The organism is Pseudomonas sp. C11, assembly GCF_034683865.1.
In the GTDB taxonomy this organism is placed as follows: domain Bacteria; phylum Pseudomonadota; class Gammaproteobacteria; order Pseudomonadales; family Pseudomonadaceae; genus Aquipseudomonas.
This window is the reverse complement of sequence record NZ_JAWIIP010000009.1, coordinates 145077-168753: the sequence shown is the minus strand read 5'-3', so window position 1 is coordinate 168753 and position 23677 is coordinate 145077. Positions and strand designations below refer to the sequence as shown.

Annotated in this window: 26 protein-coding genes; 15 read left to right on the top strand and 11 right to left on the bottom strand. The window is 63.2% G+C overall.

Features of this window, described 5'->3' with window-relative positions; genetic code table 11:
• The first annotated feature begins 27 nt into the window (after positions 1 to 27).
• The 8 genes from mreB to tldD all read left to right on the top strand — a co-directional run bounded on the left by mreB (position 28) and on the right by tldD (position 11004).
• A complete protein-coding gene (gene mreB, locus VC352_RS16010) occupies positions 28 to 1065 on the top strand; it encodes a rod shape-determining protein MreB (RefSeq protein WP_159971523.1) in 1038 nt (345 codons plus the stop codon).
• A gap of 201 nt (positions 1066 to 1266) precedes the next feature.
• The gene (gene mreC / locus VC352_RS16005; protein WP_416340193.1) at positions 1267 to 2181 is read left to right on the top strand and encodes a rod shape-determining protein MreC; all 915 of its coding nucleotides are present in this window, start codon (positions 1267 to 1269) and stop codon (positions 2179 to 2181) included.
• Positions 2181 to 2669: a rod shape-determining protein MreD gene (mreD, locus tag VC352_RS16000; RefSeq protein ID WP_322980515.1), complete on the top strand. Its 489-nt coding sequence runs from the start codon at positions 2181 to 2183 to the stop codon at positions 2667 to 2669. Before mreC ends, mreD begins: the two co-directional genes overlap by 1 nt.
• 49 nt (positions 2670 to 2718) lie before the next feature.
• Positions 2719 to 3315, top strand: coding sequence for a Maf family protein (locus tag VC352_RS15995; protein ID WP_322980514.1), 597 nt, complete (start codon positions 2719 to 2721; stop codon positions 3313 to 3315).
• Positions 3316 to 3361: 46 nt separating this feature from the next.
• The gene (rng, locus tag VC352_RS15990) at positions 3362 to 4819 is read left to right on the top strand and encodes a ribonuclease G (RefSeq protein WP_322980513.1); all 1458 of its coding nucleotides are present in this window, start codon (positions 3362 to 3364) and stop codon (positions 4817 to 4819) included.
• Positions 4820 to 4833: 14 nt separating this feature from the next.
• A complete protein-coding gene (locus VC352_RS15985; protein WP_416340189.1) occupies positions 4834 to 8652 on the top strand; it encodes a YhdP family protein in 3819 nt (1272 codons plus the stop codon).
• Between the two features lie 58 nt (positions 8653 to 8710).
• Entirely contained in the window at positions 8711 to 9559 is an 849-nt protein-coding gene (locus VC352_RS15980) for a carbon-nitrogen hydrolase family protein (protein ID WP_322980512.1), read from the top strand.
• Between the two features lie 2 nt (positions 9560 to 9561).
• The gene (tldD, locus tag VC352_RS15975; RefSeq protein ID WP_322980511.1) at positions 9562 to 11004 is read left to right on the top strand and encodes a metalloprotease TldD; all 1443 of its coding nucleotides are present in this window, start codon (positions 9562 to 9564) and stop codon (positions 11002 to 11004) included.
• A gap of 21 nt (positions 11005 to 11025) precedes the next feature.
• Here the strand turns inward: tldD and yjgA are convergent, their stop codons facing one another.
• Entirely contained in the window at positions 11026 to 11544 is a 519-nt protein-coding gene (gene yjgA / locus VC352_RS15970; RefSeq protein ID WP_322980510.1) for a ribosome biogenesis factor YjgA, read from the bottom strand.
• Positions 11545 to 11666: 122 nt separating this feature from the next.
• Between yjgA and pmbA the strand changes: the two genes are divergently transcribed.
• Entirely contained in the window at positions 11667 to 13013 is a 1347-nt protein-coding gene (gene pmbA, locus VC352_RS15965; protein WP_322980509.1) for a metalloprotease PmbA, read from the top strand.
• A gap of 53 nt (positions 13014 to 13066) precedes the next feature.
• On the opposite strand, the gene VC352_RS15960 is transcribed toward pmbA, so the two are convergent.
• The 10 genes from VC352_RS15960 to VC352_RS15915 form a co-directional block, all read right to left on the bottom strand.
• Positions 13067 to 13339: an HPr family phosphocarrier protein gene (locus tag VC352_RS15960; protein ID WP_322980508.1), complete on the bottom strand. Its 273-nt coding sequence runs from the start codon at positions 13337 to 13339 to the stop codon at positions 13067 to 13069.
• A gap of 15 nt (positions 13340 to 13354) precedes the next feature.
• Positions 13355 to 14212 carry an RNase adapter RapZ gene (gene rapZ / locus VC352_RS15955; protein ID WP_322980507.1) on the bottom strand — a complete coding sequence of 286 codons (858 nt, stop codon included), beginning with the start codon at positions 14210 to 14212 and terminating at the stop codon, positions 13355 to 13357.
• A 2-nt stretch (positions 14213 to 14214) separates the two neighbouring features.
• The gene (gene ptsN, locus VC352_RS15950) at positions 14215 to 14679 is read right to left on the bottom strand and encodes a PTS IIA-like nitrogen regulatory protein PtsN (protein ID WP_322980506.1); all 465 of its coding nucleotides are present in this window, start codon (positions 14677 to 14679) and stop codon (positions 14215 to 14217) included.
• Between the two features lie 12 nt (positions 14680 to 14691).
• Entirely contained in the window at positions 14692 to 15000 is a 309-nt protein-coding gene (hpf, locus tag VC352_RS15945; RefSeq protein WP_159971508.1) for a ribosome hibernation-promoting factor, HPF/YfiA family, read from the bottom strand.
• A gap of 99 nt (positions 15001 to 15099) precedes the next feature.
• Complete coding sequence (locus VC352_RS15940; protein ID WP_322980505.1) at positions 15100 to 16593, bottom strand: RNA polymerase factor sigma-54; 1494 nt, start codon at positions 16591 to 16593, stop codon at positions 15100 to 15102.
• 136 nt (positions 16594 to 16729) lie between these two features.
• A complete protein-coding gene (lptB, locus tag VC352_RS15935) occupies positions 16730 to 17455 on the bottom strand; it encodes an LPS export ABC transporter ATP-binding protein (RefSeq protein ID WP_322980504.1) in 726 nt (241 codons plus the stop codon).
• Positions 17455 to 17994, bottom strand: a complete 540-nt coding sequence (gene lptA, locus VC352_RS15930) for a lipopolysaccharide transport periplasmic protein LptA (RefSeq protein WP_322980503.1) — start codon at positions 17992 to 17994, stop codon at positions 17455 to 17457. The genes lptB and lptA overlap by 1 nt, the downstream gene beginning before the upstream one ends.
• Positions 17981 to 18547: an LPS export ABC transporter periplasmic protein LptC gene (lptC, locus tag VC352_RS15925; RefSeq protein WP_322980502.1), complete on the bottom strand. Its 567-nt coding sequence runs from the start codon at positions 18545 to 18547 to the stop codon at positions 17981 to 17983. Before lptC ends, lptA begins: the two co-directional genes overlap by 14 nt.
• 8 nt (positions 18548 to 18555) lie before the next feature.
• The gene (locus VC352_RS15920; RefSeq protein ID WP_322980501.1) at positions 18556 to 19077 is read right to left on the bottom strand and encodes an HAD family hydrolase; all 522 of its coding nucleotides are present in this window, start codon (positions 19075 to 19077) and stop codon (positions 18556 to 18558) included.
• Positions 19077 to 20051 (bottom strand): KpsF/GutQ family sugar-phosphate isomerase, encoded by a 975-nt coding sequence (locus VC352_RS15915; protein WP_322980500.1) that lies wholly within the window; start codon positions 20049 to 20051, stop codon positions 19077 to 19079. The genes VC352_RS15920 and VC352_RS15915 overlap by 1 nt, the downstream gene beginning before the upstream one ends.
• Positions 20052 to 20294: 243 nt before the next feature.
• Here VC352_RS15915 and VC352_RS15910 point away from each other — a divergent pair, with 243 nt between their 5' ends.
• The 6 genes from VC352_RS15910 to VC352_RS15885 all read left to right on the top strand — a co-directional run bounded on the left by VC352_RS15910 (position 20295) and on the right by VC352_RS15885 (position 23670).
• Entirely contained in the window at positions 20295 to 21104 is an 810-nt protein-coding gene (locus VC352_RS15910; RefSeq protein WP_322980499.1) for an ABC transporter ATP-binding protein, read from the top strand.
• The gene (gene mlaE, locus VC352_RS15905) at positions 21104 to 21901 is read left to right on the top strand and encodes a lipid asymmetry maintenance ABC transporter permease subunit MlaE (RefSeq protein ID WP_322980498.1); all 798 of its coding nucleotides are present in this window, start codon (positions 21104 to 21106) and stop codon (positions 21899 to 21901) included. The genes VC352_RS15910 and mlaE overlap by 1 nt, the downstream gene beginning before the upstream one ends.
• Positions 21901 to 22371, top strand: coding sequence for an outer membrane lipid asymmetry maintenance protein MlaD (gene mlaD / locus VC352_RS15900; RefSeq protein ID WP_322980497.1), 471 nt, complete (start codon positions 21901 to 21903; stop codon positions 22369 to 22371). The genes mlaE and mlaD overlap by 1 nt, the downstream gene beginning before the upstream one ends.
• 14 nt (positions 22372 to 22385) lie before the next feature.
• A complete protein-coding gene (locus VC352_RS15895; protein WP_322980496.1) occupies positions 22386 to 23018 on the top strand; it encodes an ABC transporter substrate-binding protein in 633 nt (210 codons plus the stop codon).
• Positions 23015 to 23320: an STAS domain-containing protein gene (locus tag VC352_RS15890; RefSeq protein WP_322980495.1), complete on the top strand. Its 306-nt coding sequence runs from the start codon at positions 23015 to 23017 to the stop codon at positions 23318 to 23320. The genes VC352_RS15895 and VC352_RS15890 overlap by 4 nt, the downstream gene beginning before the upstream one ends.
• Before the next feature lie 110 nt (positions 23321 to 23430).
• The gene (locus VC352_RS15885) at positions 23431 to 23670 is read left to right on the top strand and encodes a BolA family protein (RefSeq protein ID WP_220802712.1); all 240 of its coding nucleotides are present in this window, start codon (positions 23431 to 23433) and stop codon (positions 23668 to 23670) included.
• Positions 23671 to 23677 lie beyond the last annotated feature (7 nt).

Here is a 23677-nt window from a genome sequence, read left to right as displayed (position 1 = left end):
CCACGCGTTGCCTAGGGTCCCTTCCTAATGTTCAAGAAACTGCGTGGCATGTTTTCCAGCGATCTGTCGATCGACCTGGGCACTGCCAATACCCTTATTTATGTGCGCGAACGCGGCATTGTTTTGAATGAGCCTTCCGTGGTCGCCATTCGTACTCATGGCAACCAGAAGAGCGTCGTCGCCGTCGGTACCGAGGCCAAGCGCATGCTCGGCCGTACGCCCGGCAATATTTCCGCGATCCGCCCGATGAAAGATGGCGTGATCGCCGACTTCAGCGTCTGCGAGAAGATGCTGCAGTACTTCATCAACAAGGTTCACGAGAACAGCTTCCTGCAGCCGTCGCCGCGCGTGCTGATCTGCGTGCCGTGCAAATCGACCCAGGTCGAGCGCCGCGCCATTCGTGAGTCCGCTCTGGGCGCTGGTGCCCGTGAAGTGTTCCTGATCGAAGAGCCGATGGCGGCTGCCATCGGTGCCGGCCTGCCGGTCGAGGAAGCCCGTGGTTCGATGGTCGTCGACATCGGCGGCGGCACCACCGAGATCGCCCTGATCTCCCTCAACGGCGTGGTCTATGCCGAATCCGTCCGCGTTGGCGGCGACCGTTTCGACGAAGCCATCATCACCTACGTGCGCCGTAACTACGGCTCGCTGATCGGTGAAGGCACCGCCGAGCGCATCAAGCAGGAAATCGGCACCGCCTACCCGGGCGGCGAAGTCCGTGAAGTCGACGTGCGTGGCCGTAACCTGGCCGAGGGCGTACCGCGCAGCTTCACCCTGAACTCCAACGAAGTGCTCGAGGCGCTGCAGGAATCCCTGGCGACCATCGTCCAGGCGGTCAAGAGCGCGCTGGAGCAGTCGCCGCCCGAACTGGCCTCGGACATCGCCGAGCGCGGTCTGGTGCTGACCGGCGGTGGCGCGCTGCTGCGCGATCTGGACAAGCTGCTCTCCCAGGAAACCGGCCTGCCGGTGATCGTCGCCGAAGACCCGCTGACCTGCGTCGCCCGTGGCGGCGGCAAGGCCCTGGAAATGATGGATCGCCACGCCATGGATCTGCTCTCTACCGAGTAAGTCCCACGGTCGTGGACATTCGACGTGCCGCCTCCGGGCGGCACGCGCATATTCGAGCTATTGCAGTACACTCGGCCACAACTTTTCCTGACCGGTTCGCTTCTCGCATGATTTCGCGCGCTTTCCGTCCCTGTGGCGTACAAGGAGCAGGTCATTAAGCCGCTCTTCGCCAAAGGCCCCTCGCTGGGTATTCGCCTGCTGGTGTTTGCCGTGCTGTCGGCTGTGCTGATGGTGGTCGACGCCCGCTTCGATGCGCTCAAACCGATGCGTAGCCAGATGGGCCTGGTGCTCACGCCTTTCTACTGGATGGCCGATCTGCCGGTACGTGCCTGGGAAAACGCGACGCAGCAGATTTCCTCGCGCAACGAACTGCTGGCCGAGAACGAGAAGCTCAAGGCCGAAGCCCTGCTGTTGCAGCGTCGCCTGCAGAAGCTGGCGACCCTCACCGAACAGAACGTGCGCCTGCGCGAACTGCTCAACTCCGCCGCGCTGGTGGATGAGGACGTGCTGGTCAGCGAACTGATCGGCGTCGACCCCAACCCCTATACCCACCGCATCCTCATCGACAAGGGCGAGAAGGACGGTGTGTTCCTCGGCCAGCCGGTGCTCGATGCCCGTGGCCTGATGGGCCAGGTGGTGGAGATCATGCCCTACACCGCGCGGGTGCTGCTGATCACCGACAACACCCACAGCATTCCGGTGCAGGTCAACCGCAATGGCCTGCGTGCCATCGCCGTTGGCACCGGCAACCCGGAAAGCCTGGAGCTGCGCCACGTCGCCGATACCGCCGACATCAAGGAGGGCGACCTGCTGGTCAGCTCCGGCATGGGCCAGCGTTTCCCGGCCGGCTATCCGGTGGCCACGGTTACGGAAGTGATCCACGATTCCGGCCAGCCCTTCGCCATCGTTCGCGCCACGCCGACCGCCGCGCTCAATCGCAGTCGCTACCTGTTGCTGGTGTTCTCCGACCGGCGTACGCCGGAAGAGCGCGCCAACGATTCTGCCCAGGCTCAGGAGGCGGCCGACCGCGAGGCGCAACAGGCGCGCGACGGTGCCTCGGCTGCGCCCACGGATGCGTCGTCGCATACGCCGACGCCTGCACAGGAGACGCATTGATGGCCGGTACCTATCCCCGCAATGGCTGGGTGATCTGGCTCAGCCTGGCGCTTGGCCTGCTGCTCAGTGTGTCGCCGTTGCCGGAGTTCATGCAGATTGGCCGCCCGCTATGGGTGGCGCTGTTTCTCACCTACTGGGTGCTGGCCCTGCCGCACCGGGTCGGCATGACTACGGCCTGGGTGCTTGGCCTGGCGCAGGATGTGCTGTTCGGTTCGCTGCTGGGGCAGAACGCCCTGATCCTGACCCTAATCACCTTCCTGGTGCTGAGCCTGCATCAGCGCCTGCGCATGTTCCCCATGTGGCAGCAGAGCATGGTGCTGATGGTAGTGTTCGGCCTGGCGCAACTGGTGCAACTGTGGCTCAACGCCCTGACCGGCAGCCGCCCACCGACCCTGGCGTTCATTCTGCCGGCGCTGGTCAGTGCGCTGCTCTGGCCCTGGGTGTGCGTCCTTCTGCGCGGCTTGCACCTGCGCCTCAACGTCAACTGAGCGCGGCCCGCCGCACGGCCGGTCGCGGTTCGCCATAGGAGTCCAGCACATGGCCGAACTGTTCCTGGCTTCCGCCTCGCCCCGCCGTCGTGAACTGCTGGCCCAGATCGCTGTGCCCTGCGTCACGCAAATCGCCTCGATAGACGAAACCCCATTGCCAGATGAGCCGCCGGCAGCCTATGTAGAGCGTCTGGCGCGCGGCAAGGCGCACGCCGGGCTGCTCGCATTGTCGAAACAGGCAGATGCCGTGGTGCTCGGCGCCGATACGGCTGTGGTACTCGACGGCGAAATTCTCGGCAAACCGCAGGACTTCGCCGACTTTCAGCGCATGTTGCGTGCGCTGAGTGGCCGTACTCATCAGGTGATGACGGCCGTGGCCCTGGTCAGCCAGGCGCGTGAGATGGCGCAGGTGGTGTGCAGCGATGTGAGCTTCCGTGCCCTGAACGACGCCGAGATCGCCGCCTACTGGGCCAGCGGCGAACCCTGCGACAAGGCGGGCGGTTATGGTATTCAGGGGTTGGCGGCGGTGTTCGTCAGCCGCATCGAGGGCAGTTACTCGGCGGTAGTCGGTCTGCCTTTGTGCGAAACGGCGCAGATGCTCGGTGATTTCGGCATCGCCTGCTGGCAAGCGCCGGCCGCCCACTAAACTTTTTGCCACGCCAAGCGGGCAACGAATCCATCGGGATGGATGCATGAGCGAAGAGATTCTGATCAATATCACGCCAATGGAATCGCGCGTGGCGGTGGTGGAAAACGGCGTTCTGCAGGAAGTGCACGTCGAGCGCACGCAAAAGCGCGGCATCGTCGGCAATATCTACAAGGGCAAGGTGGTGCGGGTGCTGCCGGGCATGCAGGCGGCCTTCGTCGACATCGGCCTGGAGCGCGCGGCGTTCATCCATGCCTCGGAGATTTCCAGCCGCGAAGGCGCGGCGGTGGAGCCGATCAGCGCGCTGGTGCACGAGGGCCAGAGCCTGGTGGTGCAGGTGACCAAGGATCCCATCGGCAGCAAGGGCGCGCGCCTGACCACGCAGCTGTCGATTCCCTCGCGCTATCTGGTGTACATGCCGCGCACCAGTCACCTGGGCATTTCCCTGAAGATCGAGGACGAGGCCGAGCGCGAGCGCCTCAAGCAGGTGGTTGCCGACTGCGTCGCTGCCGAGGGCATCGAGGAGGCGGGCGGCTTCATCTTGCGTACCGCAGCCGAAGGCGCGGGGGCCGACGAGATTCTTATCGACATCCGCTACCTGCGCCGCCTGTGGGATCAGATTTCTGCGCAGGTACAGACGGCCAAGGCGCCGTCGGTGATCTACGAAGACCTGTCGCTGGCCTTGCGCACCCTGCGTGATCTGGTCAGCCCGCGCACCGAGAAGATCCGTGTCGACTCGCGCGAGACCTTCGGCAAGATCACCCAGTTCGTTGCCGAGCTGATGCCGGAAATCGCCGACCGCCTGGAGCACTACCCCGGCGAGCGGCCGATCTTCGACCTGTACGGCGTCGAAGACGAAGTGCAGCGCGCGCTGGAGCGCAAGGTGCCGCTCAAGTCCGGTGGTTACCTGGTGGTCGATCCGGCCGAAGCGATGACCACCATCGACGTCAATACCGGCGCCTTCGTTGGTCATCGCACCCTGGAAGAAACCATCTTCAAGACCAACCTGGAGGCGGCCACGGCCATCGCCCGCCAACTGCGCCTGCGTAACCTTGGCGGCATCATCATCATCGACTTCATCGACATGGAAGACGAAGAGCATCAGCGCCAGGTGCTGCGCACCCTGGAGAAGCAGCTCGAACGTGACCATGCCAAGACCAACATCATCGGCATCACTGAACTTGGCCTGGTGCAGATGACCCGCAAGCGCACCCGCGAGAGCCTCGAGCAGGTGCTGTGCGAGCCGTGCAGTGCCTGCCAGGGGCGCGGCAAGCTGAAAACGCCGGAAACCATCTGCTACGAGATCTTCCGTGAGATCCTGCGCGAGGCGCGCGCCTATCAGGCAGAAAGCTATCGCGTGCTGGCCAACCAGAAGGTGGTCGACCGTCTGCTCGATGAAGAGTCGGGTAACGTCGCCGACCTGGAGGCCTTCATCGGCCGCACCATCAAGTTCCAGGTGGAGAGCATGTACTCCCAGGAACAGTACGACGTGGTGCTCCTCTGAGCGCGGGTGCCGAGGTGAACCGCCTCGCCATGCTGTTCGCGGCGCTGCTGCGCTGGGGCCTGGGTCTATGTGCGGCACTGCTGGTGCTCGCCGCCCTGTATGTCAGCCTGGGGCGCGAGTTGCTGCCGTTGGTGGCCGAGTACCGCCTGGAACTGGAAGACCGCGCCAGCGCGCAGCTCGGACTGCCGGTGCGTATCGGTCGCCTGGAAGGGCTTTGGCAGGGTTTCTCGCCGCTGTTGGTGGCGCGAGATGTGCAGCTGGGCCCGGAAGGTGAAGGGGTGAGCCTGGAGCAGATTCAGCTCGTGCCCGACGTGCTCGCCAGTCTGCTGGCACGCGCGCCGCGTATTGCCCATCTGCAGTTGCAGGGGCTGCAGCTCAACCTGCAGGAAGACGAGCAGGGCGCCTGGCATCTGCAAGGCCTGCCGCAACGTCAGACGGCGCCGCCAGATGTGGCGCAGGTGCTGCAGCAACTGCGCGTGCTGCAGCGCGTCAGCCTGCTCGACAGTCGTGTGGTGCTGCAACCCCATGGGCGCGAGCCGCTGCTGCTCAGCTACGTCAACCTGAGCCTGCGCTACGGTGCTTCCAGTCAGCGCCTGGATGGCCGCTTCCTGCTGCCCGATGGCCAGCCGGTGGCGCTCAATCTTCGCACCCGCCTGCAGCCGCAAAACTGGCGCGAGGCGCAATCCGAACTCTATCTCAGCCTGCCGCAGAGCGACTGGGCTGCCTGGCTGCCACCGCAGTTGACCGCGCAGTGGAAGCTGCAACGGCTGAGCGCAGGTGGTGAGCTGTGGCTGGCGGCGCGGGGTACGCAGCTACAGCGTGCGGCGCTGCGTGTGCATGCGCCACAGCTGCGGCTGAACTATGCCGAGCTTGAGCCGGTGACGCTCGATGATGTGGCTTTCAATGCCTTCTTCGCTGCAAAGGATGACGGCCTGCATGCGCAGATCGATTCGCTGGCCCTGAGCCACGGCGAACAGCGCCTCGGTGAAGTGCACCTGGCGCTCGACGGCAGCGGTGACAGCGAGCAGCGACAGTGGAAGCTGGCGGCGGATCGTATCGACCTGGCCGCGTGGACGCCTCTGGTGCAAGCGCTTGCACCCATGCCCGAGGCGGCGCGCGAGGCTGTGGCTGCTCTGGCGCCGAAGGGCGGTGTGAGCAACCTGCATCTGGATTTCCGCCCTGCACTGAGCGGGCCTGAGCGTCTGCAGTTCGCCGCGAACCTCGAGCAGGTAGGCTTTTCGGCCTATCACGGCGCTCCGGCGGCCGAGAACGTCAGCGGTAGCATCAGCGGCGATCTGCAGCAGGGTGAGTTGCGCCTTAACACTGAGGACTTCGCCCTGCACCTGGATCATTTATTCCCCGAGCCCTGGCGCTACCGACATGCCCAGGCCCGGCTGGCCTGGCAGTTGAATGAACAGGGGCTGACCTTGGCCAGCCCCTACATGCGCCTGGATGGCGAGGAAGGGCAACTGGCCGGTGACATGCTGATCCGCCTGCTGAGTGATCCCGAGGCCGAAGACTACATGGATCTGCGCGTGGGCCTGCGTGACGGGGATGCGGCCTACACCCGCAAATACCTGCCGACGCGCTCGCCAGCGATGAGCGAAGCGCTCAGCGAATGGCTGCAGACGGCCATCAAGGGCGGCAAGGTGGAGGAGGGTTATTTCCAGTACCAGGGCTCGATTCGCAAGGGTGACCCGCGCGAAGCGCACAACATGAGCCTGTTCTTCCGTGTCAGCGACGCCGAACTGGCCTTCCAGCCAGGCTGGCCGGCCTTGCGCGAGGGGCGTGGTGACGTGCTGATCGAACCGGATGCCGTGCGTGTACGCCTGCAGCAGGGGCGTCTGCTCGACAGTACGGTGAGTGGCGTCGAGGCCGACATTGCCCTGCTGCATGACGGCAAGCCGCCGCACCTCAAGCTCGTAGGCGACGTGCAAAGCAGCCTGGGCGATGCCCTGAAGATCCTTCAGGAAGCGCCGTTGGGCGCGCAGACGGTGTTTGAAGGCTGGCAGGGCGAGGGGCCGCTGGCCGGCCGCCTGGATCTCGACATTCCCCTGCAGAAAGGCCAACCACCTGGCGTGGTGGTGGATTTCGCCACCGAAGGGGCGAGCCTCAAGCTGGCCAATCCGGAGCTGCAACTGAGCCAGATCGAAGGGGCGTTTCGTTTCAACTCTGCCAGCGGCCTCAGTGCGCCGAAGGTCAGTGCCCAGGTGTTCGGCCGTCCGGTCAACGGCAGCATCAGCGCACAAGGCTCGCGCGGTCAGGGGCGCACGCTGTTCGATCTGCGTGGTCAGGTCGAGATAACGGCGCTGCAGAAATGGCTGAAGGCGCCGCCGAGTCTGCCGGTCACTGGGCTGTTACCCTACCGGCTGCGCCTGACCCTGGATGGTGATGACAGCCTGCTGCGTGTCGACTCCACGCTGCGCGGCGTCGCGGTCGAGTTGCCGGCACCGTTCGGCAAGGCCGCAGGCGAAGAGCTGCATGCCGACTGGCGCATGACCCTGTCCGGGCGCGAGCGCCGTTATTGGGCGCAATACGCCGAGTTGGCCAGCCTGAGCCTGGCCTCACCACCGGGTGCCCTGGCGCAAGGGCGCGGCGAACTGGTGCTTGGTGGTGAGGCGGCGCGCCTGCCAACGGAACCAGGCCTGCGCGTGCGTGGGCGGCTGGCCGAGCTGGATCTCAGCGCCTGGCAGCAGGTGGGCAGCAAACACAAGGTTTCCGTAGATGCCGACAGCCAGCGGCTGTTCAAGAGTGCGCAACTGGACATCGGACGTTTCCGTGGTTTCGGCCAGGAGGTCGAGAACCTGAGCGTCGGTCTGACGCGTCAGGGCCAGGCCTGGGCTTTGCAACTGGACAGTGCATTGGCGGCTGGCCAGGTGCTGTTGCCGGATGCTGATAACGCACCGATCGGCATCGATCTGCGCTATGTCAGGCTGCCGGCCCCCGATCCTGATGCGGACAAGAGCATCTCTGTGCCCGACCCTCTGGCTGACGTCGACCCGCGCAAGATTCCGGCGCTGGACGTGCATATCGATCAGGTGCGGCGCGGGGATAAGGTGCTCGGTGCGTGGTCGCTTAAAGTGCGCCCCGAAGCACAGGGCGTTCGCTTCGATGAGCTGGATCTGGATCTGCAGGGCCTGAAGATCGGCGGCAGCGCCGGCTGGCGTGGTGAGCCTGGCAACAGCCGCAGCTGGTACAAGGGGCGTCTGCAAGGGGGGGATCTCAGCAAGATCCTGCAGGCTTGGGATTTTGCCCCCAGCGTCACCAGTGAGAGCTTCCGCGTGGATGCCGATGGCAACTGGCCGGGCTCGCCTGCCTGGTTCTCGCTCAAGCGTTATTCCGGCAATCTCGATCCGTCGCTGCGCAAGGGACAGTTCGTCGAGGTGCAGGGTTCAGCTCAGGCCTTGCGGGTGTTCGGCCTGCTCAATTTCAACTCCATCGGCCGTCGCCTGCGTCTGGATTTCTCCGACCTGCTGGGCAAGGGGCTGAGCTACGACCGGGTCAAGGGTAATCTGCAGGCGACCAATGGTCTGTTCGTCACCCGTGAGCCGATCACCCTCGCCGGACCGTCGAGCAACCTGGAGCTCAACGGCAATCTCGACATGGGGAACGAGCAGATCGATGCCAAGCTGCTGGTGACACTGCCGGTGACCAACAACCTGCCGCTCGCCGCACTGATCGTCGGTGCGCCGGCGATCGGTGGTGCGCTGTTCGTCGTCGACAAGCTGCTGGGCGACAAGGTGGCGCGTTTCGCCAGCGTCCAGTACGACGTCAAGGGGCCGCTGCAGGAGCCCGAGATCAGCTTCGACAAACCCTTCGAAAAGCCGCAATGAGGGCGCGCATTGGCGTACTCTGTCGCCAGGCGAACCTGCCGCGTACAAGAGCGTACCCATGAACCTCGCTGTAATTCAGATGGTCAGTCAGGACGATGTACTGACCAATCTCCGACTGGCTCGACGCATGTTGGAGCGCGCCGCCCAGGGCGGTGCCCGCCTGGTCGTGCTGCCGGAAAACTTCGCGGCCATGGGCCGTCGTGACCTGGCCGCTATCGGCCGTGCCGAGGCGCTCGGCGAAGGGCCTATCCTGCCCTGGTTGAAACAGGCCGCGCGCGACCTCAGCTTATGGATAGTGGCCGGTACACTGCCGCTGCCGCCCGATGACGATGCCGAGGGCAAGCCACGGGCCTGCTCCCTGCTGATCGACGAGGATGGCGAGCGGGCGGCGCGTTACGACAAGCTGCACCTGTTCGACGTGGATGTCAGCGATAACCGCGGTCGCTATCGCGAGTCCGACGATTTTGCTCACGGCCAGCGCATCGTCGTGGCCGACACGCCGGTTGGACGTCTGGGCCTGACGGTGTGCTACGACCTGCGCTTCCCCGAGCTGTACTCGGCGCTGCGCGAGGCCGGTGCCGAACTGATCAGCGCGCCATCGGCCTTCACCGCCGTCACCGGCGCGGCGCACTGGCAGGTGCTGATTCGTGCCCGCGCCATCGAAACCCAGTGTTATGTGCTGGCAGCCGGGCAGGGCGGCGAACATCCGGGGCCCAGGCAGACCTTCGGTCATTCGGCCATCATCGACCCCTGGGGCGTGGTGCTGGCCGAGCAGGAACAAGGCGAGGCAGCCTTGCTGGCCTCGCGCGACGCCGCCGAGCAGGCGGCCATGCGCCAACGCATGCCGGTGCAGCAGCACCGCCGATTGTTTTCATCGGATGTACCGCGTCCGATCGTTGTGGAGTGACCATGAATACGATGTTGCAATCCGTCAGCGAGCACCTGCTCGCCCCCGGCAACCTGACCCTCGACAGCCTGAGCACTGTGCTCGGCGAAGTCGCCGGGCCGGGCATCGATGCCGCCGACCTGTACTTCCAGAGCCAGGTCTCGGAAACCTGGGTGCTGGAGGATGGCATCGTCAAGGAAGGCAGCTTCAATCTCGACCAGGGCGTCGGTGTACGCGCCCAGTCCGGTGAGAAGACCGGCTTCGCCTACAGCAACGCCATCAGCTTGGATGCGCTGAGCCAGGCGGCGCGTGCTGCTCGTTCGATTTCCCGCGCTGGCCAGCAGGGCCGAGTACAGGCGTTCGTCAGCCCGCAGGTGACGCAACTCTATGCCGAAGATAATCCGCTGGATGTCATGAGCCGCGCCGAGAAGGTCGAGTTGCTGCAGTGTATCGACCGCGCCACCCGCGCGCTGGATCCGCGTATCAAGCAGGTGACCGTCAGCCTGGCCGGCGTCTGGGATCGCATTCTGGTCGCCGCGCACGATGGCAGCCTGAGTGCCGACATCCGCCCGCTGGTGCGTTTCAACGTCAGCGTCATCGTCGAGCAGAACGGTCGTCGCGAGCGTGGAGGCCATGGCGGCGGTGGGCGTACCGACTACCGCTATTTCCTCGAAGAGGATCGCGCCATGGGCTATGCCCGCGAGGCGCTGCGCCAGGCACTGGTCAACCTCGAAGCCATTCCTGCACCGGCCGGCACGTTGCCGGTGGTGATGGGCGCCGGCTGGTCCGGCGTGCTGCTGCATGAGGCGGTCGGCCATGGTCTGGAGGGCGATTTCAACCGCAAGGGCAGTTCGGCCTACAGCGGTAAGGTGGGCGAGAAAGTCGCTTCCAGCCTGTGCACCATCGTCGACGACGGCACCCTGGCCGGGCGCCGGGGTTCGCTCAGCGTCGATGACGAAGGCACCCTGACCCAATGCACCACGCTGATCGAGAACGGCGTGCTCAAGGGCTACATGCAGGACAAGCTCAATGCGCGCCTGATGGGCGTGGCGGCCACCGGTAATGGCCGTCGCGAATCCTACGCGCACCTGCCGATGCCGCGCATGACGAACACCTACATGCTGGCTGGCGAGAGTGACCCGGAGGAAATCATCCGTTCGGTGAAGAAGGGCATCTACTGCGCCAATCTCGGCGGCGGACAGGTGGACATCACCAGCGGCAAGTTCGTGTTTTCCACCAGCGAGGCCTATCTGATCGAGGACGGCAAGATCACCGCGCCGGTCAAGGGCGCCACACTGATCGGCAATGGGCCTGAGGCCATGAGCCGGGTGTCGATGGTCGGTAACGATCTGGCGCTGGACAGCGGTGTCGGCACCTGCGGCAAGGACGGCCAGTCGGTGCCGGTAGGCGTGGGCCAGCCGACGCTGAAGATCGACGCGATCACCGTGGGCGGTACCGGCGCGTGAGCCGCGCCGGCGTGGCGATGCCTAGCGCAGGCCGCGCTGGATTTCGTCCAGCTCGCGGATGTACTTGAACACCTTGCGCGCGGCGGCCGGCGGCTTGTTGTGTGCGGCCTCATGCTGGGCATGACGGATCAGTCCGCGCAGATGCTGGACGTCGGCCTCGGGGTAGAGTTCGACGAAGCTTTCCAGGGCGCTGTCGCCTTCGCTGATCAGGCGGTCGCGCCAGCGCTCGAGGGCGTGGAAGCGCTCGTTGTACTCGCGGGTGGAGCTGTCCACCTGGTCGATCAGGGCGAGGATCGCCTCGACATCCTGTTCACGCATCAGCTTGCCGATGAACTGGATGTGGCGTTTGCGTGCGGCATTGGCCGTGTGCTTCGGCGCTTCGGCCAGGGCACGGCGCAGGGCGTCGGTCAGCGGCAGCTTGGCCAGCAGATCCGCTTTGAGGGTGGTCAGGCGTTCGCCGAGATCCTGCAGGGCATGCAGTTCACGTTTGACCTGGGATTTGCTCTTCTCCAGAGAGAAGTCGTCATAGGAATCAGACATGGGGTGGGTCCAGAGGGAAACGCCACCATGATAACAGCAGCGGCAGGCTTCGAGCTTCTCGCTGCAGGCGAAGAACGCTTGGGGCGTGCAGCCTGAAGCGTCTTTGAAGAATTGGAGTGGTTATGAGTGAAGTAGAACTGATCGGGCCACAGGCCCTGCGGGCGCTGCAGCAGCAGGTCGAAGCCATTCTTGCCGAGGCCTCACGTCAGGGCGCCAGTGCCTGCGAGGTGGCCGTTTCCGCAGGGCAGGGGCTCTCCACGACGGTGCGTCAGGGCGAGGTGGAAACCGTCGAGTTCAACCGCGACCAGGGTTTTGGCATCACGCTCTACGTTGGTCAGCGCAAGGGTTCGGCGAGCACCTCGGCTACGGGCGAGGCGGCGATTCGCGAGACGGTGGCGGCGGCCCTGGCCATCGCCAAACATGCCAGCGAAGACGAATGCGCAGGCTTGGCCGACGCGGCCTTGATGGCACGTGAGCTGCCGGAGCTGGATCTCTACCATCCCTGGTCGATCACGCCCGAGCAGGCGGTCGAGCAGGCGCTGAGCTGCGAGGCCGCAGCCTTCGCCGCCGATGCGCGGATCAAGAATGCCGACGGCACCAGCCTCAACACTCACCAGGGCTGCCGCGTCTACGGCAACAGCCATGGCTTCATTGGTGGTTATGCCAGCACTCGCCACAGCCTGAGCTGCGTGATGATCGCCGAAGGCGAGGGGCAGATGCAGCGCGACTACTGGTACGACGTCAACCGCCAGGGCGAGCTGCTGGCCGATGCTGCGGGGATCGGTCAGCGCGCTGCCGAGCGTGCGGTCAGTCGCCTTGGTGCACGCCCGGTGCCGACCTGCGAAGTGCCGGTGCTGTTCGCCGCCGAGCTGGCTGGTGGGCTGTTCAGCCATCTGCTGGCGGCGATCTCGGGTGGCAACCTGTATCGCCACTCCTCCTTCCTCGAAGGCGCACTTGGCCAGCGTCTTTTCCCTGAGTGGCTGAGCCTCGACGAGCGCCCGCACCTGCCGCGCGCGCTGGGCAGTGCGACCTTCGATGGTGACGGCCTGGCGACCTATGCCAAACCGTTCGTGGAGAAGGGCGAGCTGGTGTCCTACGTACTCGGCACCTACTCCGGCCGCAAGCTGGGCTTGCCCAGCACCGCCAACTCCGGCGGTGTGCACAACCTGTTCGTCACCCATGGCGACGAAGACCAGCAGGCGCTGATCCGTCGCATGGGGCGTGGCCTGCTGGTCACCGAGCTGATGGGGCATGGGTTGAACCTGGTGACGGGCGATTATTCCCGTGGCGCGGCGGGCTTCTGGGTGGAGAACGGCGAGATCCAGTTCCCCGTGCAGGAGGTCACCATCGCCGGCAACCTGCGTGATATGTTCCGCCAGATCGTTGCCGTTGGCCGTGATCTGGAGCGCCGCGGCAATATCTGCACCGGCTCGGTGCTGATCGAGAAGATGACTGTCGCCGGTAGCTAAAGCGGCAGAAACGACAAGGCCACCCGCAGGTGGCCTTGTTGTTTGTCAGACACTCATTCGCCTTCGTCGAAGTAGTTTTCGATCAGCGCGACCACGGCATCCATGGCCTCCTGATCCTGTTCGCCTTCGGTATGCAGGTGCACACTGGTGCCCTTGCCGGCTGCCAGCATCATCACGGCCATGATGCTCTTGCCATCGACCAGGCTGTCGCTGCTGCGGCCAATGCGCACCTGACAGGGATAACGGCTGGCGACACCGACGAACTTGGCGGCGGCACGGGCATGCAGGCCAAGTTTGTTGATGATGGTGATTTCGCGGGTTGGCATCGCGGCAGGGATTCCTTAGCTGAGGTCGCGGTGGCGAACCTGGACGTTCTTCAGTGACCGTTTCAGCGCTTCGTTGAGGCGGCTGGCCAGATAGACCGAGCGGTGATGGCCGCCGGTACAGCCAATGGCGATGGTCACGTAGGCGCGGTTGCTGGCAGCGAAGCGTGGCAGCCATTTGTCCAGATAGGCGAGGATATCCTGATACATCTCCTCGACTTCCGGTTGTGCCGCGAGGTAGTCGATGACCGGCTGATCGAGCCCGGAAAAATCGCGCAGTTCAGGTTTCCAGTAGGGGTTGGGCAGGCAGCGCGCGTCGAACACCAGATCGGCGTCCACGGGCATGCCACGTTTGAAGCCAAAGGACTCGACGAGAAAGGCCGTCCCCGTCTGTGCCTGCCCTAGCAGGCGCAGCTTCAGCGCGTCGCGCAACTGATAGAGGTTCAGGCGAGTAGTATCGATGCGCAGGTCGGCGAGATCGATGATCGGCGCCAGCAACTGCGTCTCGTAGGCGATGGCCTCGGCCAGCGAGCGATGTTCGTTGGTCAGCGGATGACGCCTGCGGGTTTCAGAGAAGCGCTTGAGCAGGGTGTCGTCTTCGGCGTCGAGGTAGAGCACCTCGCAGCGGATGCCGCGCTTGTTGACCTCGCTGAGCAACTCGGGGAAGCGGCGCAGCTGGCTCAGCAGGTTGCGTGCATCGATGGACACCGCCACCTGTGGCAGCAGCAGGTCACTGTGCGGCAGAAAACGCTCGGCCAGCTCTGGCAACAGGCTGGCCGGCAGATTGTCGATGCAGTAGAAACCGTTGTCTTCGAGTACATCGAGGGCGGTGCTCTTGCCGGAGCCGGAGCGACCGCTGACGATGATCAGGCGCATGATTATTGACCGTTCTGGATGTCCACGACGACCTGATAGAGCGCCTCGCTGGTCGGCGCCTGACGCAGGCGTTCGCGGACGTCCTGGCGGTCGAGCATGCTGGCGATCTGGCGCAGGAGTTCCAGGTGTGCGTCGGTAGCAGCCTCTGGCACCAGCAGCACGAACAGCAGATCGACCGGTGCACCGTCGATGGCGTCGAAGTCGACGGCCGTGTCGAGTCGCAACAGGGCGCTGATCGGGGCGCTGCAGCCGGCCAGGCGGCAATGGGGAATGGCGATGCCGTTGCCGAAACCGGTAGAGCCGAGCTTCTCGCGGGCAATGAGGCTTTCGTAGATGTCCTGGTTATCCAGGTCGGCGAGATCACGAGCAACCAGGCTGGCGATCTGTTCGAGCACGCGCTTCTTACTGCCGCCCGGCACGTTCACCAGGGAACGGCCGGGGGTCAGGATGTTTTCAAGTCGGATCATGGAGGGGAAATGTCAGCGGGCTGTAGCGCCTTGCAGGCGGTCGAGCTGCTTTTCCTTGTGCTTGATGAGTTGACGGTCGAGTTTGTCGGCCAGCAGGTCGATGGCGGCGTACATATCCGTATGCTCAGCGTTGGCGACGACCTCACCGCCGGCAACGTGAAGGGTGGCTTCGATCTTTTGCTTGAGCTTCTCGACTTCCATGATCACCTGAACGTTGGTGATCTTGTCGAAGTGGCGTTCCAGTCGGCCGAGTTTCTCGCCGATGTAGTCACGCAGGGCGTCGGTCACATCCAGCTGATGTCCACTGATGTTGACTTGCATACCGCTTTCTCCTTGTTGCCTTGTGTAAGAGGCAGGTCATGAGTCGACCTACCACCGGAACACCTTGGCCTGTTCGCGTGTGCGATCAGTCTGGCTTGCTCACATCAGGCGCTTGCGTTCACTGGACGGTGCGATACCGAGAGACTCGCGGTATTTGGCAACTGTCCGACGGGCGACCTGGATGCCTTGTGCCTCCAGTAAACCAGCGATCTTGCTGTCACTCAACGGCTTTTTCGCGTTTTCTGCGGCGACCAGTTTTTTGATGATGGCGCGGATCGCGGTGGACGAGCATTCGCCGCCTTCGGAGGTGCTGACGTGGCTGGAGAAGAAATATTTCAGCTCGTAAATGCCACGCGGGGTATGCATGAATTTCTGCGTGGTGACGCGCGAGATGGTCGACTCGTGCATGCCCACCGCTTCGGCGATGTCATGCAGCACCAGGGGCTTCATGGCCTCGTCACCGTAGTCGAGGAAGCCGCGTTGATGTTCGACGATCTGCGTGGCCACCTTCATCAGGGTCTCGTTGCGGCTCTGCAGGCTCTTGATGAACCAGCGCGCTTCCTGCAACTGGTTGCGCATGAAGGTGTTGTCGGCGCTGGAGTCGGCGCGTTTGACGAAGCCGGCGTACTGCGCATTGACGCGCAGTCGTGGCATGGCTTCCTGGTTCAGCTCCACCAGCCAGCGGTCGTTGTGCTTGCGCACGATGACGTCCGGCACCACATATTCCGGTTCGCTCGATTCGATCTGCGAACCCGGGCGCGGGTTGAGGCGCTGGATCAGGTCGATGACCTGCTTGAGCTCGTCTTCCTTGAGCTTGGTGCGGCGCATCAACTGGGCATAGTCACGGCTGCCGAGCAGTTCCAGGTGCTCGCTGACCAGACGCTGGGTTTCCGTCAGCCAGGGGGTGCTGGCAGGCAACTGACGGAGTTGCAGGAGCAGGCATTCACGCAGATCACGGGCGCCGATGCCGGCTGGCTCGAATTGCTGGATGCGATGCAGTACGACCTCGACTTCATCGAGTTCGATGTCCAGTTCGGTGTCGAAGGACTCGGCCACTTCCTCGAGGGTTTCCTCCAGGTAGCCATCGTTGTTGATGCAGTCGATCAGGGTGGCGGCGATCAGCCGATCCTTGTCCGACATCGGTGCGAGGTTGAGTTGCCACAGCAGGTGGCTGTGCAGGCTTTCACCAGTGGAGGTGCGGGTGGTGAAGTCCCACTCGTCATCATCGTTGCTGGGCAGGCTGCTGGCGCTGGTCTGGTAGATGTCTTCCCAGGCAGTGTCGACCGGCAGCTCGTTGGGAATGCGTTCGCCCCACTCGCCTTCCTCCAGGTTATCAACCGTCGGAGTGGCTTCCTGGTAGCTCTCTTCCTTGCTCGGCGCGGGGGCAGCGCTTTCGGCGCCATCGGCCATCGGGTCGCTGTTGTCGAAGTCGTCGCCATCTTCCTGGCGCTCGAGCATGGGGTTGGATTCCAGCGCCTCCTGGATCTCCTGCTGAAGATCCAGAGTAGACAGTTGGAGGAGGCGGATAGCCTGTTGCAGCTGCGGTGTCATCGTCAGCTGCTGGCCCATCTTGAGGACTAGCGAAGGTTTCATTGCAGACCTTAATTTACTGGCGAGTTACGCCTTCCACATCAGGGCGCCGAAGCGCCGCCAGGAAGCAAATTATATGCCTGAAAAACGCTCATTTGCCTAGGGGCTGTCCTATTCCTGTCATGTAAATGCAGGTGATTTACAGGCGGAACTCGTGGCCCAGGTATACCTCTTTCACGGTCTGGTTGGCGAGGATGGTCTGAGCATCGCCTTCTGCGATCAGTTGCCCGTCGTTGACGATGTAGGCAGTCTCGCAGATATCCAGGGTTTCGCGCACGTTGTGATCGGTGATCAGAATGCCGATGCCCTTGGCCTTGAGGTGATGGATGATCTGCTTGATATCGCCTACCGAGATCGGGTCGACACCGGCGAAGGGTTCGTCGAGCAGGATGAACTTCGGGTTGGTGGCCAGGGCGCGAGCGATTTCCACGCGGCGGCGTTCACCGCCAGACAGGCTCATGCCCAGGCTGTCGGCGATATGGTGGATATGGAATTCCTGCAGCAGGTTCTCCAGTTCCGCCTGGCGGCCGCTGCGATCCAGATCCTTGCGCGTTTCCAGAATGGCCATGATGTTGTCGGCCACCGACAGCTTGCGGAAGATCGAAGCTTCTTGGGGCAGGTAGCCGATACCCGCGCGGGCGCGGCCATGCATGGGCTGGTGGCTGACGTCCAGATCATCGATCAGCACACGCCCCTGATCGGCCTGCACCAGGCCGACGATCATGTAGAAGCAGGTGGTCTTGCCGGCGCCGTTGGGGCCGAGCAGGCCCACGATCTGGCCGCTTTCGATGTTCAGGCTGACGTCGCGTACGACCTGGCGACCCTTGTAGCTCTTGGCCAGATGCTGGGCTTTGAGAATGGCCATTACTGTTGCTGATCCGCAGGTTTGTTCTTCGGCTGGATGACCATGTCGATGCGCGGACGCGGCATGCTCACGTTGTTACCGGTGGCACGGCCCGCATTGACGATCTGGCGGCGGGTGTCATAGACGATTTTCTCGCCTTCGAAGGTGTTGCCTTCCTGGATCACCTTGGCCTGGTCGATCAGAACGATGCGCTCGTTGCTGGCGAAGTACTGAATGGTCTTGCCGTAGGCTTTGACGATCTCCTTGTCCACGGCCGGCTTCTGCTCGTAGTAGGCGAGGTTGCCCACCGAGGTGAATACGTCGATGTCGCCGCTGGCGGTTTGCGTGATGGTCACGGTGTCGCCGGTGATCTTCAGGGTGCCCTGAGTGATGATCACGTCGCCGCGGTAGACCGCTACGCCCTGCTTGTCATCCAGCTCTGCCGTGTCGGCCTGGATGCGGATCGGCTGGTCGCGATCGGAGGGCAAGGCCCAGGCGGCCGCGCTTCCCAATGCGGCGCCGAGGCTGATAATCAGGGGGAGGGTATTAACGAACCTCATGCTGGCCTCTTACGTTGGACTGCAGGATCATCCTGCTGTCATTCAAGTACGCTTTCATTCCTTGTGCCGTGGTCACCCCGTTGGCCGCAACGATTCTAACGGCTTGCTCGGTCTGCGCATATTCCTTGTCAGGAATCACGGTCATGCGGCTGCTGGTGATGATGGTTGGACGATTCTTGGCGTCGGTACGGGCGATGCGTACATCGTCGATCAACTCGACTTCCGCTCCGCCGGGCGATACCTCGGCGCGCTTGCTGGTCACTTTCCAGGGCAGGTCGGTGCCGCGATAGAGATCCAGTTGAGGGTTCTCGACTTGGGTAACATCAGTGCTCTTGAGGTGTTCGAGTTTGTCGGCCGTCATGCGGTAATGCAGTTTGCCGTCGTCCTGGAATTGCACGGTATGAGCGCCGACTGCATAGAAGTCGATGACGTCATCGCTGGCGGCTTGCTGCGTCGTGCCGGCGCTTTCCGGTGCGATGTTCCAGTAGCCCAGCGCGCCGACCAGTACGGCGATCAGGGCGAAAATCAGGAGGTTGAGTGCTTTGCGCGGCATGCTGTGCCCTACAGGTAAGCGGCTTGTGCCGCGTCCAGCGTGCCCTGGGCACGCATGATCAGTTCGCAGAATTCGCGGGCAGCGCCCTCGCCGCCGCGGGCTTGGGTTACGCCGTGCGCATGCTGGCGAACGAAGCCGTCGGCGCTGGCCACGGCCATGCCGAGGCCAACGCGGCGGATCACCGGCAGATCCGGCAGGTCGTCGCCAAGGTAGGCGACCTGTTCATAGCTTAGGCCGAGTTCGGCGAGCAGGCCGTCGAGGACGACGAGTTTGTCTTCGCGGCCCTGAAACAGATGCTGGATACCGAGATTGTTGGCGCGGCGTTCGACCACCGGCGTCTTGCGGCCGCTGATGATGGCGGTGCGTACGCCCGAGTTCATCAGCATCTTGATGCCATGGCCGTCGAGTGTGTTGAAGGTCTTGAACTCGCTGCCATCTTCCAGGAAATACAGGCGGCCATCGGTCAGGACGCCATCGACGTCAAATACGGCCAGTTTCACGGCGCGTGCACGTTGTAGCAGGTTATTCATCACATCACTCCTGCGCGCAGCAGATCGCCGAGGTTGAAGGCGCCCACTGGGCGATTCTTCTCATCGACAACCACCAGTGCGCTGATCTTGTTGTCTTCCATGATTTTCAGGGCCTCTGCCGCGAGCATTTCCGCATGCACCGTCTTGCCGTGGGCGGTCATGACCTCGTCGATACTGGCAAGACGCACGTCGATGCCCTTGTCCAGGGCGCGGCGCAGGTCGCCATCGGTGAAGATGCCGGCCAGGCTCCCGTCATTTTCCAGGACGGCGGTCATGCCCAGACCTTTCTGGGTCATTTCCAGCAGGGCGTCGCGCAGGCTGGTGCCGCGTTGCACCAATGGCAGCGTATCGCCCGCATGCATGACGTTCTCTACCTTGAGCAGCAGGCGCCGACCCAGTGCGCCACCTGGGTGAGAGAAGGCGAAGTCTTCGGCGGTGAAGCCGCGCGCTTCGAGCAGGGCGATGGCCAGGGCGTCACCAAGCACCAGGCTGGCCGTAGTAGAGGAAGTGGGGGCCAGGTTCAGCGGGCAGGCTTCCTGCGATACGCGAGCATCCAGATTGACCTCGGCGGCCTTGGCCAGCGGCGATTCCGGGTTGCCGGTCATGCTGATCATGCGGATGCCCAGGCGCTTGATCAGGGGCAGCAGGGTGACGATCTCGGCAGTGGTGCCGGAATTGGACAGGGCCAGGACGATGTCGTCACGGGTGATCATGCCCATATCGCCATGGCTGGCCTCGGCCGGGTGCACGAAAAAGGCCGCGGTGCCGGTACTGGCCAGGGTCGCGGCGATCTTGTTGCCGATATGGCCCGACTTGCCCATGCCCACTACAACCACGCGTCCCTTGGCGCCCAGGATCATTTCGCAGGCCTTGACGAAATCGGCGTCGATGCGTGGCAGCAGTTCCTGTACCGCGTCGAGTTCCAGGCGGATGGTGCGGCGTGCGGTTTCGATCAGGTCGTGGGGCTTGTTCATTGGGCGTAAGCGGCTTCTGACGAAAAAGACGAGGATTATACCGATAAAGCGTGTCCTACTCACCCTCTACGAAATGCAGAGTAGTCCGCAAAGCTGTCGTGAATCTGAACGTGAAAAACGGGCGTGCTGGGCCAGTATCGCGGCAGATGCTATAGTCCGCCGCCATTTCGGCCATCCAGCAGCTGTGTCTCCGTGCATGGGAGGTGGCGTCTGCCAGGAAGGCTTGATTTTCAAGGAGTCTAGATGAGCGCCGAACACGATTACGCGATCGAGCTGCAAGGCGTCAGTTTCCGGCGTGGGGCGCGGGCCATTTTCGACAATGTCGACATCCGCATTCCGCGCGGCAAGGTCACCGGTATCATGGGGCCCTCCGGTTGCGGCAAGACCACGCTACTGCGGTTGATTGCCGCGGAGTTGCGTCCGGCCGCTGGTGATGTGCGGGTCGCCGGTGTCAGTCTGCCCAGGCTGTCGCGTGAAGAGCTTTTCGACATGCGCAAGCAGATGGGCGTGCTGTTCCAGAGTGGTGCGCTGTTCACCGACCTCGACGTCTTCGAGAACGTCGCCTTTCCGCTGCGGGTGCACACTCAGCTGCCGGAAGAGATGATTCGGGACATCGTCTTGCTCAAGCTGCAGGCCGTTGGTCTGCGCGGTGCAGTCGAGTTGATGCCTGACGAGTTGTCCGGCGGCATGAAGCGGCGCGTGGCCCTGGCGCGTGCCATTGCCCTGGATCCGCAAATCCTTCTGTATGACGAGCCATTCGTAGGGCAGGATCCGATCGCCATGGGCGTCCTGGTGCGGCTCATTCGTCTGCTCAACGATGCATTGGGTATTACCAGTGTGGTGGTGTCCCATGACCTGGCCGAAACCGCCAGCATTGCCGACTATATCTATGTCGTTGGCGATGCTCAGGTGCTGGGGCAGGGAACGCCGGCCGAGCTGATGGACTCCGATAATCCGCGAATCCGTCAGTTCATGAAGGGGATTCCAGATGGCCCTGTACCCTTCCACTATCCAGCTGCTGACTATCGCGACGATCTGTTGGGGAGACTTTGATGCGCAAGACTTCTCCGCTCGAACGGCTGCGCCTGTTCGGTCGTGCGGGTATCGACGTGGTGGCGACGCTGGGGCGCTCGGTGCTCTTTCTCGGTCATGCCGTGTTCGGTCGCAGCAGTGCCGGCAAGCCGCTGCAACTGCTGATCAAGCAACTCTACTCGGTGGGCGTGCTGTCGCTGGCGATCATCGTGGTGTCTGGCGTCTTCATCGGTATGGTGCTGGCCCTGCAGGGTTACAACATCCTGGTCAGCTATGGCTCCGAACAAGCGGTCGGGCAAATGGTCGCGCTCACGCTGTTGCGCGAATTGGGGCCGGTGGTGACAGCATTGCTGTTCGCCGGGCGCGCCGGCTCGGCGCTGACTGCCGAGATCGGCAATATGAAATCCACCGAACAGCTCTCCAGTCTGGAGATGATCGGTGTCGACCCGCTCAAGTACATCGTTGCGCCGCGCCTGTGGGCGGGTTTCATCTCCATGCCGCTGCTGGCCATCATCTTCTGCGTGGTCGGCATCTGGGGCGGGGCGATGGTTGCCGTGGACTGGTTGGGTGTCTACGAGGGTTCGTTCTGGGCCAATATGCAGAACAGTGTTTCCTTCCATGACGATGTGCTCAATGGCGTGATCAAGAGCATCGTCTTCGCATTCGTGGTGACCTGGATCGCCGTGTTCCAGGGTTACGACTGCGAGCCCACGTCCGAAGGCATCAGCCGCGCGACCACGCGTACCGTGGTGTACGCCTCGCTGGCCGTGCTCGGGCTGGACTTCATTCTGACCGCTTTGATGTTTGGAGATTTCTGATGCAAAACCGCACGCTGGAGATTGGTGTCGGCCTGTTCCTCCTGGCCGGCCTGCTGGCCCTGCTGCTGCTGGCCCTGCGCGTCAGTGGCCTGAGTGTCGGTGCGGCCACTGATACCTACAAGATCTACGCCTACTTCGACAACATCGCCGGGCTGACCGTGCGCGCCAAGGTGACCATGGCTGGCGTGACCATTGGCAAGGTAACGGCCATCGATCTGGATCATGACAGCTATATGGGGCGTGTGACCCTGGAGCTGGACAGCGATGTCAACAACCTGCCGGAAGACTCCACGGCTTCGATCCTGACGGCCGGGCTGCTCGGTGAGAAATACATCGGGATCAGCGTCGGCGGCGACGAAGCCGTGCTCAAGGACGGCAGCACCATCCACGACACCCAGTCCGCGCTGGTGCTGGAAGACCTGATTGGTAAATTCCTGCTCAATTCGGTCAATAAAGACGAAGCCAAGTGATGAGGGCCCAAAACATGCTCAAGACCCTGCGTAATTCCTTGCTGGCCGTGCTTGCCGTCATGCCTTTGCTGGTATTTGCGGCGCCCAGCGCTCACGAGGTGGTGCAGCAAACCACCGATAAGCTGCTGACCGACCTCAAGACCAATAAGGAACAGTACCGCAGCGACCCTGCCGCCTTCTATCAGGCGCTGAATGACATCCTCGGCCCGGTGGTCGATGTCGACGGCATTTCGCGCGGTGTCATGACCGTGCGCTATTCGCGTCAGGCTTCCGCCGAGCAGATGACTCGCTTTCAGGAGAACTTCAAGCGCGGTCTGATGCAGTTCTACGGCAACGCGCTGCTCGAATACAACAACCAGGATATTCGCGTACTGCCGGCCAGTACGGGGCAGGACGCCGAGCGTGCCTCGGTGAACATGGAAATTCGCGACGGCAAGGGCGTGGTCTACCCCCTGTCCTACACCATGGTGGCGCAGGATGGCACCTGGAAGATGCGTAACGTGATCATCAACGGTATCAACGTCGGCAAGCTGTTCCGTGACCAGTTCGCCCAGTCGATGCAAAACAATCGCAACGATCTGGACAAGGTCATCGACACCTGGGTCGACACCGTGGCGCGGGCCCGCGAGGCCAGGAGCGAGTCGTGAGTCAGGCCGCCATCGTTGAGCGTACGCCTGGTGAGCTCGCGCTCAGTGGGGTGATCGATCATGTCAGCGGGCCGCTCTTGCGTGAGCAGGGCCAGCGCCTGATCAAGGGCGGTAGTGCGCCGCTCGTGCTCGATTGCAGCGCGGTGAGCAAGTCCAACAGCGTTGGCCTTTCCCTGCTGCTTGCCTTCATGCGCGATGCGCAACAGGTGGGGCGGCCGCTGAGTATTCGTGCCTTGCCCGAGGACATGCGTGAGATGGCCCAGGTCAGCGCGTTGCTCGAGTTGCTGCCGTTGCAGTCCTGAATCGAGCCCTCCGTCAGCGGTGCGTCGTGCGGGGTTCGCAGGCGAGGGGCTTTTTTGTATGATGGCCGACCCGCGGGCCCAGGGCCCAACTGCGTCAATCGAGGTCGAGCATGCAGGCTGCAGAAGTGAAAAGCCTCCTAGAGGAAAAACTCCCGAATACCCAGGTGGAAGTGGAAGGCGAAGGCTGCAACTTCCAGCTCAACCTGATCAGCGACGAGCTGGCCGCTCTCAGCCCGGTCAAGCGTCAGCAACAGATCTATGCCCACCTCAATGCCTGGATCGCCGATGGCAGCATCCATGCCGTGACCATGAAATTCTTCAGCCGAGCCGACTGGGCCGCGCGTTCCTGAGCCTGCG